The organism is Megasphaera cerevisiae DSM 20462, assembly GCF_001045675.1.
GTDB classification, from domain to species: domain Bacteria; phylum Bacillota; class Negativicutes; order Veillonellales; family Megasphaeraceae; genus Megasphaera; species Megasphaera cerevisiae.
The window spans coordinates 1-10,527 of the sequence record NZ_LEKT01000071.1; the positions used below are offsets into that span (position 1 = coordinate 1).

The window sequence follows — 10,527 nt, forward strand, 5'->3', positions numbered from 1 at the left end:
AGATGATTTTCCATTTCACCATTCAGCATGGCCTCAAACATAGGCCCGAAAACATCTTTAAGAGCGTTTTGCATATCTTCCACGGTCTTTGGCTTATATTCACTGATAATGGCTTTAGCAAGGGATTCACCCCGTGTGGGCTGTTTCTTTGACATAAAATTATTACCTCCGCATGTGTTTGACATCCCCGAGGGGGAGTATCGTTTAATCTGTTGCTGACTTACTTACACAGTTTATTATACACTCCCCTGGATTCCAACAGTTGTTTAGAATATAGGATTTAAACGTATCTGATAAAGGCGTAATATTCTTTCTAAAATCAGTTGTCACCTTTTCAAACGCTTTCTTCCATACCGCATCTGGCGGCGAAAAAGAATTGATATCTGACGGATCAACCTGATCAAGAGGGACATATTCTCCTTCTTGGTATCCACCTATAGGTCCCATCGCTCCCGTATAAGACCCATACTGTATTACTTCTTTTTTCCACAGAGCTCTATGTATAACACCATGTTCATCTACAAATATACTAGGTATCACCCTGTCAAGGTTATGTAATGTCCCGGTATATAGTCGTTTTTCTATTTCTTTATCATTCAAAAAATCCTCCGGTTTCATATATTGAAGACTGAGATGTATCCCCTCCGCAGTTTCATTGCTAAGATATTAACCGAATACATTACCATTACGGTCCGTAATTGTCGTCTTCACCAAAACAGGCATTATTGCTTCAATACCAATATACAAACTCTTTTGAAATCCATCACTTGCCGCATCATCACTTTCTGCAATAAGTTTATTAATCAATTCAGTATATCCTTCAGGATTCTTTTCCTTGATCACCGCTAAATAATCCTGAAAAATTTTTTTCTCTTCCTGCCAATTTGCGGCCTTCTGCAGCTTCTGCTGCATCGTTTCATAGTCAGGGTTATCGCTGCCCATATTTCCTAACCATTCCGCTTTCGTAGGTCCCCTGAAAAAGACCTGCCGCGTCGCATGCGTATAGGCACTGTCACTGACACCCGTACTCTGACTGAAATCACCGTAGCCGACTCGGACCTGATTTTTCCCGCTGGTCCAGACGGCGCGGCCGCCGTCATATTCCTTGCCAAACCAATAGCCCGTCACCCCCATCGATTCCGTCAAGCGGCCGATGGAGAAGTCCCATTTATTTGCATGCTGGGTCACATCGACCGTATCCATGTGCTGATGGTTCAATCCTTTTGAATCACTCACGTCATGCATGGTGTCCACACCGGTCATGCCGGACACACTTCCCAAGAGGGTTACATTCGTGTTGTCGCCGATCCGGGCGTCGATGCCGGCACAAAAGCGTTGTTCAAAGCCATGGTCTGCCTTTTCCAAATAATTTTTATAGGCCGTACCCACGTTTGCAACGGTTGTAACCCGAGCTTCCGACGGCTTTACTTTCCCCGTGAAGGAATTCCACCGGGCCCGGTAATCGCCGATGAATTCGACGCCTTCTTCTTTTTCCGTGTCAAAAGGTACCTGGATAGACCAGTCGTCGTCACGGAGCTTGGCACGAACGACTTCCTTGGCCTTGGCTACGGTCTTCGAGGCCGGTCCGTCGTCGTGTCCGTCTGAGCCGAATTTCATATTCACGCCGAATTTATAGACCCGTTCCTGGAAGGCCTGATCATCGTCATGATGGTTAAAAAGATTGTCGATGCCGAAGTATACCATAGAGTCTTTGTCGATATTTTTTTTGGAATAAGATATTCCACAGGCCAAAGGTCTTTTTCTGATAGCCCCATTTCCCTTTCTCGGAAAATCCGTATTGGATATTTCCGTCTTTATCGTAGGTCAAATAGTTACCATTGTTAGTAACACTGTTACTGTCCAGCATATGAATATAATAATCTCCCCACAGAGACGCGTTATTTTCGTAGGTCACGCCGATATCGACCTTATGCTGGGGCTTATCGAGAAGCTGCTTTGGCATATCGGGATCGCTTTTATTTATAGCATGGAGATAGGTGTAGCCCAATTTCCCCGACCAGTGCTCATCAAACTGCTGGGTCACTTCCGCTTCCAGTCCGGTGATTTCCGCCTTGCCGATATTTCTGAAACTGTATATCATATCGGGCGGTGTAAGCCATTTCATTTTTTTATCCCAGTCCGTTTCCGGCGGATTAAAATCTAATACTTCGCCAGTAAAGTACGTACTCATATAATCTTTAATGCGGTTATGAAATATATTGATCCGCGCTGACGTTTTTCCATTTTCGCCTTCAATGCCGATATCAAAATTCACGGATTTTTCCGGTTTTAAATCAGGATTGCCGATCCAATAATATCCCAGTCGCCCTTCTCCCATTCCACTCGGCATACCGGCATACATTTCCCAACTGTAATAAAGTTCTCCCATGCCCGGTTCTGTATAGCCCGTTCCCACATTCGCCTTGAAGCGGCGATTTGCTTTGCCGCCGATATTGTGTGTCAGCCCCATATTAAAGGTCGCATTCGTACCAAATAAATCACTGGGGTCCACACGAAAGATAGGCGAAACGATCGTGTTCTGGTTCATCTGCCACGTATCCTGAACAAAGAAATTTTGTTTTTTTATAGCTACTTGTCCAATACTCTGTCGATTTTGACAAGTGATATAGTCTTCTTGAAATAATTTTCCGTTGTAGGCCGCTGTTCTCGAATTATAATAATGCGATACGGCCATTCTGAGACTGTGTGTTGGATCTTGATCATGGAGCTGTTTGGCGAATTCCCTCCACTTTTTCTTTACTTCAGCCAGTGCATTGGTAGCATAAGCTCCGTATGCAAGATAATCTCCATAGGTATAGGTGGAACATCCTCTTTTCGCGTTACACCGTACCATTCATAATTTTGATCGTAATATGGCACATGATTTTCATCATATGCGATTCGATAATCATGTATCGTAGAAAAAGGAGCTCCTTTACCACCCTCCGTATACAGGTTTTTATCATAATCCCAGGGGTCAATATATCGCGTATGTATATTGGATTTTGGTGCGTTTTTTAAGCGATTTTCCTTACCTGTTTCCTTCGTATATCCAAACCCATAGGTCAGTAAGTGGGCGTCGTTAATCTGTGTGTTAGCACTGGCTTTAACATTCCATTGTTTATGCATAATGTCATCAAGATAATTTAAATAATTTTTACCTTCATACTGAGAATTGCCATAATATGATGTCATGGTAATATCATCTTCTACCAGTTTTGCATAATCGACGTCAACCTTCCAGTCCGTAGAGCCGCCGTTATTGCCCGTATAAGACAACCGATACGTATTGCGGTCTACCTTCTCGTTTGAAATGCTGCTGTGGTTCAGAAACGCTGCTGGAGTGCTTCACGTACCGTTCCATATCTTCTTTCGTCTTATCCATATTGAAATCGATTGTATTGCGGTCATCAATATCGTAAGTCGCAGACATGCCGATGTTTTTGATATCGCCATAGTACCGCAGGGAATTTCGCACATTTCCCGTTTCATTGACCGCATCGGTAATAGCCGATCCCGTATTATGGTCGCCGCCAAACCGTTCCAGGCTATAGATCGGCATGGTTTTCCGCTTACTGCCATAGACCGCAGCACGGACTTTACCGATCTGGCCGGAATCCGCCCGCAGGAAGAAATTCTGGTACGGGAAGATATCGCCGTCCTGTTTGACCCGTCTGCCTTCGACATTCACCTGCATACCTGCCGTCTTGGCGGCTTTCTTGGTAATGACGTTGATGACGCCGCCAATGGCATCAGAGCCGTATTTAGCCGACGCGGCTCCCTGGATGATTTCGATATGATCTACATTTTCCGTTCCTAAACGCTGCAGCTCATCTCCTGCGCCGCTGTACTTGGCAAAGTCCCCCATGACGGGCTGACCGTCTATCAATATCAGGGTATGCCGCGGTTCTGCCCCGCGGATAGACACGGTTACCCGGCCCATAGCATCCACTGTCCGGGAGACGCCGGTCTCGCTGAATATGATATCTTCTACGGATTTCGCCTGCTTCTTGGCAATGTCTGCCGCCGTGATGATCGTCGTCTGCTGGCTTTCCAGCTTGGCTTCCTCTTTAGCCTTGTCCGCCTCCACGACGACATCCCGTGTTATTACCCAATGATTGCCCCCCCCCCACTGGACTTTCCGCTGCCATGACAGGAGCCGTCATCCACAGCAGAAGCGCACAAGACAGACCGGCATACCATGCCTGCCGCTGTTTTTTCGATACCTTGTGTTTCATAGAGTTTCCTCATTTCTGTTTGCTATCTATTTTGATATTAAAAATCAATTTATACTTGCCATTATAGCAAACAGAAAAATCTCTTTCTACTCCATTCGGACGCAAAATGCTCCATTCCGACATTTATTTTTATATCTATCACAAAATGATTTATTCCATTGCCACTGTGCAACGTGCAAAAAAAAGCAGCGGGATGAAATATATCATCCCTGCTGCTTCTCATGTTATATGTAATGCTGGTTCAATCCGGATCCGTACTGATCAGGATAATTTTTTGATATTACCGAGCGGACTGATAAGGCTGAATACAAGAGTAAGCAAGTGAATGCGATTGTCCCTGACAGCTTCATCATCATGCATAACCAGAACGTGATCCAGAAAATCATTGATCGCCGCAATCCCCTCTGACAATACCGCGGCTACGCCCTTGTAATCGTAGACGGCATATTTTTCCGGTACATTGACCTGCATAGCCTGGCAAGCGCTGTATAAAGCTCGTTCTTCCTCCGTTTCAAATAGTTCCGGATCGACGATAGTATTTTCAGCATCCTTGATCATGTTACCTACCCGCGTAAAGGCCTGGAGCAATTCTGTCTGTCCCATCATATCCGCATCCGCCAGAGCCTGCGCGCGTTTAGCCGCTTCAGCAGCGTTGAGCGTATCTGCGCTCAGCACGCAGTCAATGATATGATAGTCCACTCCTTTATCCTGGAAAATATTTTTCAGGCGCAGCGTAAAATATTCATGAAGCTGGCAGATAACGGTATCCCGTGCTTCTCCTTCTACATGGAGAAGGCCCAGAATATAAGCAAATACTTCACTGCAATTGATATTCCAACCGGCTTCCATGAGAATATTTAGCACGCCTATCGTCTGACGTCGCAGCGCAAAGGGATCCTGTGAGCCCGTAGGACTAAATCCGCGGCTGAACATCCCTGTAATCGTATCAAATTTATCTGCCAGACCCAAAAGCTTGCCGATATCCGTCTGCGGCAGATCATCACCGGCAAAGCGCGGCTGATATTGCTCGGTCAGCGCTTCGGCTACTTCCGGGGCTTCTCCGTCGAGAAGTGCGTATTCCTTCCCCATGACCCCCTGCAGTTCTGTAAATTCCATGACCATCTGTGTGGCAAGATCGGCCTTGGCCAGCAGGGACGCCCGTTTCAGCGCTTCTTCCTGTAGCCCCAGATCGAGCTTGTGGTTGAGAAATACCGTGATGTCCGCCAGGCGCTGCGCCTTGTCATAGAGCGTTCCCAAACCGTCTTGGAATACGATTTTCTTCAATTTTTCCACCCGGTCGGCCAGCTTCTGCTTCTTATCTTCCTCAAAGAAAAATTTTGCATCATCAAGACGGGCCCGTAAGACGCGTTCGTTGCCATGCTGCACCGTTTCCAAATGGTAGTCATCGCCGTTACGTACAGTGAGAAACAAGTTCATGAGCTTGCCGTCTGCGTCACGCATTGGGAAATACCGCTGATGATCCTTCATAGGCGTAATAATAGCCGCTTCGGGAAGCTGCAGGAACGCCTGATCAAATTCACCGCACAAAGCCGTCGGATATTCGACGAGGAACACGACTTCTTCCAGCAGATCTTCATCCATAATAATTGTGCCATTTTTTTCTGCCGCCAATTTTTGCAGGCCGTCGAGAATCATCTGCCTGCGTTCCTCTGGATCGACGATAAGAAAATGTTCCCTGGTCACGGTTTCATAATCCGCCATGGAAGGAATAGTAAAATCACCGGTTCCCAAAAAGCGATGCCCCCGGCTTACCTTGCCGGAATGAACGCCGGCAATTTCAAAGGGAACGACTTCTGTACCAAATAACGCGACAAGCCACCGCAGGGGACGAACGAAATGGACATTCTTATTTCCCCAGCGCATGCTTTTCGGGAAGGTCAGAGATAACACGATGCTTTTGAGGATATCCGGCAGCAGACCTGCCGATGCGCTGCCGATACTGGTCACGCTGGCATAGACATAGCCGTCCTCCACAGTAAGCTCCTGAACATCGATTTTCTGACCGCGGGCAAAGCCGGCAGCTGCCTTCGTCGGATTGCCATCGCCATCATAGGCAATCCGAACCGACGGGCCTTTATGCTTTGCCGAAATGTCTGCCTGCTTTTCCGCCACGCCCTGTACGAGCAGTACTGCCCGGCGCGGCGTGCCAAGAGAACGGATCGTCCCGTATTCAATATTGGCTTCACCAAGTTTCTTGGCAGCCAATTCCTTCAGCTGACCGAGAATCCCCGGCATATAATGAGCCGGAATTTCTTCCGTTCCGATTTCCAGTAATATATCTTTGCTCATTTAGTTTTCCTCCTTCTTCAGCATAGGGAAGCCCAGCTTTTCACGCTGTTCCAAATACGCCCTGGCGCAAGACCGCGCCATATTACGAACACGGCCTATAAACGCAGCCCGTTCACTGACGCTGATCGCGCCGCGGGCGTCGAGAAGATTGAAGGTATGAGAGCATTTCAATACATAATCGTACGCCGGAATGACAAAACCCGCCTTGACGATACGCATCGCTTCCTTTTCATATTGGTCAAACAAACGGAACAGCAGTTCGGCATCACTGAGTTCAAATGCATAGGTAGACTGTTCCACTTCATTTTGATGGAAAATATCACCGTATGTAATTTCATCATTCCATTTCAGATCATATACATTTTCCACACCTTGAATATACATAGCCAGTCGTTCCATACCATACGTAATTTCAGAGGAAACGGGATCGACGTCGATGCCGCCGACCTGCTGAAAATAGGTGAACTGCGTTACTTCCATGCCGTCCAGCCAGACTTCCCAGCCCAACCCCCAGGCACCTAGCGTCGGCGATTCCCAGTTGTCCTCTACGAACCGTATATCATGTTCTCTGGGATCAATCCCCAGCGTTTCCAAGCTTTTCAGATACAGTTCCTGAATATTGTCGGGAGACGGCTTGCAAATCACCTGAAATTGATGGTGCTGATACAGCCGGTTGGGATTGTCTCCATAACGTCCGTCAGCAGGACGGCGCGACGGTTCCACGTAGGCTACATGCCACGGTTCCGGTCCGAGTGTACGCAGAAACGTAGCCGGATTCATGGTGCCGGCTCCCTTTTCCACATCATATGGTTCATAAATGATGCAGCCTTGGGAGGACCAAAAATTTTTCAATGCTGATACCATATCTTGAAAATTCATCTGCTTATTTCCCTCCTAATAACAAAAAAAGCCCCTGTAACATTGTGAAATGTTACAGGGACGAGTATACGTGCTGCCCGCGGTTCCACCCTGATTGGCCCAAAGGCCCACTTGATTTATCTGACCATACACTAACCTGCAGAGGAAATTTCCGGTCACGGCCTTCAGAGTGCCTTCAGCATATCCATGATAAGCTCTCACTGCCCTTATCTCGCTGCCCTATGCCTACTTCTCTCCTGCATCGCCTTTACTTCATGCCAATTATCATAGCAAAAAAAAAGCTAAAAGTCAATTTACATATCTAAAATACGCACTTGCTTCTTCTTTGTACGCTGTCGCATAACATATTCGGCAGGGCAAGCTTACGATCAACAGAAAGGAGAAGCATATCAGACCAAAACCGGGTATGCTGGATCTCTATGATCCGCACAGGCCGCCGGCGTAAAGCTGTAAAACCGGCCCTGCTCCTGATGCGCAGTCATACCTGTCTGCCAAATACAGATAGCTCATCACATGCCCATGCAGACAAACACGCCTGTTCATCATTGATAATACCGATCGCAATATAAGGAAACTAGATATGATCTGTCAGCAGGAAGAATCGCAGCTTCAATCATTTGGGAGACATACAAAAAAAAGCACCCTTTTAAGGGGTGCGTTATTATCTAAAAAATGGGGTAGGGATTTGCACCCTACAAGATGCTTCGTCAGTCAGACCGAAGGTATCTGCCGCTCACATCAGGCCATAATACCTATACCAAACCATATCAGGTTAAAGTACGAGGTGCTTGTGACCTCACGTCTACCTTTTCCGCCACCCATCATATTCCTTATCGGGAAATTGATGTAAATATAATTGACTTCTATCTATATATATATTTTATACTTTATATTATTATACCACACTTGAGCAAACATATCAGGTATTTTTTATTCGAGTCTGTTATGCATACATCGATTTATCAACAAAAAAAAGTATATATTTTTTTTCATTGACAATTTCGGAATAGTTTGCTATAATTACATTCGTTGGTTACAAAGTTTAAACTCACGTAAATTTGTAAGGTTATACTTAGTGTACGATACCTTATAGATTTATGTGAGTTTTTTACATTATTAGTACTTTTTTTTCAGGAGGAATTTTCAATGACTACAGGAACAGTAAAATGGTTTAACGAAAGCAAAGGTTTTGGTTTTATTACTCCGGATGACGGACAGAGCGATGTATTCGTACATTTTTCCGCAATCGTTTCCGATGGCTTCAAAACACTTCAGGAAAACCAGAAGGTAAGTTTTGACGTAGAACCGGATCCGAAAAACGCATCCAGATTCAAAGCTGCTAACGTTAAAGCACTTTAATTTTAAATGTATGTACAAAAAGGCTCCATCTTCGGATGGGGCTTTTTTTGTATGTGAAGAATATTTTGCGCTGAAAATAGGCAAGCCTCGATTACTGACGAGGCTTGCCTATTTTGATATTACAATCCGGCTCAATCTCCCCCAATCCTATTTATACCTGGGAAAATTTGCAATGCCGCATCAATATATTGGGATGTTATCTCTAAACATTTTTAAAATAAACTGCTCCATCCCATAGAGTCCCGGCTCCTTACCTGCAATATGCTTGATCGCAAAAATAGCTCCCTGACCAAAAGCCGCCTGATTTGTGCTTTCATGACTGATACGTATCGTCTGATTAGGAAGGCCAAATATAACCATATGCTTGCCTACCGTTTTGCCCACCCGAATAGAATGAATCATGTCGGCCGGTAAGTTCAGCATCCCCGCGATCTTTTTCGCCGTACCTGACACGCTTTCCTTTTCCCGGAAATGTTCCTCTATAATTTCGATATCAGCATGCGGAACTGTTTTTTCCAATATCTGTGAAATAATCATCAGAATATTAATACCCAACGTGATATTAGGCGAATATAACACGGCCGCCTTTTCGGCACAGTTCTTTAGTGTTTTCAAATCAGCCGGCTCATAATGTGAAATAGCCGATACAATAGCCGTCCTGTCATTTGCCGCATTTTTATACAGTTCGATGGCTGAACTAGTAGAAAAATCCAAAATCACATCTACCGGATGCGCCTCGAAAAAAGCCTCTGAAATATCAGCAATGCTGTATATAGGCCCTTCATGGGACTGCAAATGTAAAATCTGTCCTGCAGTCTGTTTCTCCAAGTCGGGGGATCGCTTGATGACCCACGCCAAACAAATATCATTATCCTGTATCAGTTCAGTTGCCACAATTTTTCCGGTACGGCCAAAGCCTACAAGGCCTACTTTTATTTGTTTCATACTAGCCCTCCTTTTATCAAATAATGTGTATATGATTAATTATAACATAATGTATTTATATTTTCTAATTTACAAATATTCATAATACTAAATGCACAGGTAATGAATACATATGCCATGCATTCGTCTAAAAATAATCTGATACAGAGTGCCTCCCCTGAATTGACACTCTGCAGATCTGCGTTGTATAATCTGAATAAACAATAGTCTATTTGAAAGCATCATAGGAGGGATCCAGTATGAAGGTAAATGCAGCTTTTATTTTTGTGGCTCCGAAGGTCGATTATACAAAACACCACACCGTGATTGATACCCCGGTAGTCCAATTGACAATAGTCGGTGTAAAAAATTACGATGAAGCCGTGATCGTCGCAAAAGGCCTGGCTGACCAGGGAGTCAAAGCCATTGAGCTCTGCGCCGGCTTTGGCAATGAAGGAATCGCGATGGTGAGCAAGGCCGTCAAAGGAAAGGCCTCTGTAGGAGCCGTAAAATTCGACCATCATCCCGGCTTTGATTTCAAAAGCGGCGATGACTTGTTCCAGTAAGAAAGGGTTTGTCAAGTTAAGTGTGTAAGTTTTTTTAGGTATCATAAAAGAAGATGCGTTACCAGTGATTGCTGGCTTTAAAATTTCTCGTATTTCAGGATACGAGCTTGCAGCTTATCATCCATAGCCAACTGGTTTCTGACCATCGCCCAGTTCTGGATATGATGCCCTTCCCACTTGGCATAGAGTTCCTTTACCCTGAGATAGAGAACCTTGAAGACAGATTCCTCGCTGGAGAACGAGCCCTTCTT

General features: G+C 45.2%; 11 protein-coding genes and 1 pseudogene. 2 read left to right on the plus strand and 10 right to left on the minus strand.

The window, feature by feature from the left end; translation table 11 throughout:
* The 9 genes and pseudogenes from AB840_RS16840 to glyQ all read right to left on the minus strand — a co-directional run.
* Positions 1–155 (minus strand): annotated as a pseudogene (locus AB840_RS16840) (IS256 family transposase); the annotation flags it as partial.
* Positions 156–204: 49 nt separating this feature from the next.
* Entirely contained in the window at positions 205–600 is a 396-nt protein-coding gene (locus tag AB840_RS17645) for a hypothetical protein (protein ID WP_201775885.1), read from the minus strand.
* A 66-nt stretch (positions 601–666) separates the two neighbouring features.
* Positions 667–1,704 (minus strand): hypothetical protein, encoded by a 1,038-nt coding sequence (locus tag AB840_RS17915; protein WP_053078207.1) that lies wholly within the window; start codon positions 1,702–1,704, stop codon positions 667–669.
* Positions 1,673–2,854 carry a TonB-dependent receptor plug domain-containing protein gene (locus AB840_RS17920; RefSeq protein ID WP_072061867.1) on the minus strand — a complete coding sequence of 394 codons (1,182 nt, stop codon included), beginning with the start codon at positions 2,852–2,854 and terminating at the stop codon, positions 1,673–1,675. The genes AB840_RS17915 and AB840_RS17920 overlap by 32 nt, the downstream gene beginning before the upstream one ends.
* Positions 2,758–3,279: a hypothetical protein gene (locus AB840_RS18180; protein ID WP_053078209.1), complete on the minus strand. Its 522-nt coding sequence runs from the start codon at positions 3,277–3,279 to the stop codon at positions 2,758–2,760. The genes AB840_RS17920 and AB840_RS18180 overlap by 97 nt, the downstream gene beginning before the upstream one ends.
* The gene (locus AB840_RS18185) at positions 3,260–4,090 is read right to left on the minus strand and encodes a TonB-dependent receptor plug domain-containing protein (RefSeq protein ID WP_053078210.1); all 831 of its coding nucleotides are present in this window, start codon (positions 4,088–4,090) and stop codon (positions 3,260–3,262) included. The genes AB840_RS18180 and AB840_RS18185 overlap by 20 nt, the downstream gene beginning before the upstream one ends.
* Positions 4,071–4,238 (minus strand): hypothetical protein, encoded by a 168-nt coding sequence (locus AB840_RS18190; protein ID WP_200809998.1) that lies wholly within the window; start codon positions 4,236–4,238, stop codon positions 4,071–4,073. The genes AB840_RS18185 and AB840_RS18190 overlap by 20 nt, the downstream gene beginning before the upstream one ends.
* Positions 4,239–4,499: 261 nt before the next feature.
* The gene (gene glyS, locus AB840_RS14055) at positions 4,500–6,548 is read right to left on the minus strand and encodes a glycine--tRNA ligase subunit beta (protein ID WP_048515474.1); all 2,049 of its coding nucleotides are present in this window, start codon (positions 6,546–6,548) and stop codon (positions 4,500–4,502) included.
* Complete coding sequence (gene glyQ / locus AB840_RS14060; RefSeq protein ID WP_048515475.1) at positions 6,549–7,427, minus strand: glycine--tRNA ligase subunit alpha; 879 nt, start codon at positions 7,425–7,427, stop codon at positions 6,549–6,551.
* A gap of 1,146 nt (positions 7,428–8,573) precedes the next feature.
* On the opposite strand from glyQ, the gene AB840_RS14065 reads away from it, so the two are divergent.
* Positions 8,574–8,786 carry a cold-shock protein gene (locus tag AB840_RS14065; RefSeq protein ID WP_048515476.1) on the plus strand — a complete coding sequence of 71 codons (213 nt, stop codon included), beginning with the start codon at positions 8,574–8,576 and terminating at the stop codon, positions 8,784–8,786.
* 180 nt (positions 8,787–8,966) lie between these two features.
* Here AB840_RS14065 and AB840_RS14070 read toward each other — a convergent pair whose 3' ends face one another.
* Positions 8,967–9,731 (minus strand): 4-hydroxy-tetrahydrodipicolinate reductase, encoded by a 765-nt coding sequence (locus tag AB840_RS14070; protein WP_048515477.1) that lies wholly within the window; start codon positions 9,729–9,731, stop codon positions 8,967–8,969.
* Positions 9,732–9,970: 239 nt separating this feature from the next.
* On the opposite strand from AB840_RS14070, the gene AB840_RS14075 reads away from it, so the two are divergent.
* Positions 9,971–10,276, plus strand: coding sequence for a DUF6506 family protein (locus tag AB840_RS14075; protein ID WP_048515478.1), 306 nt, complete (start codon positions 9,971–9,973; stop codon positions 10,274–10,276).
* Positions 10,277–10,527: the final 251 nt, after the last annotated feature.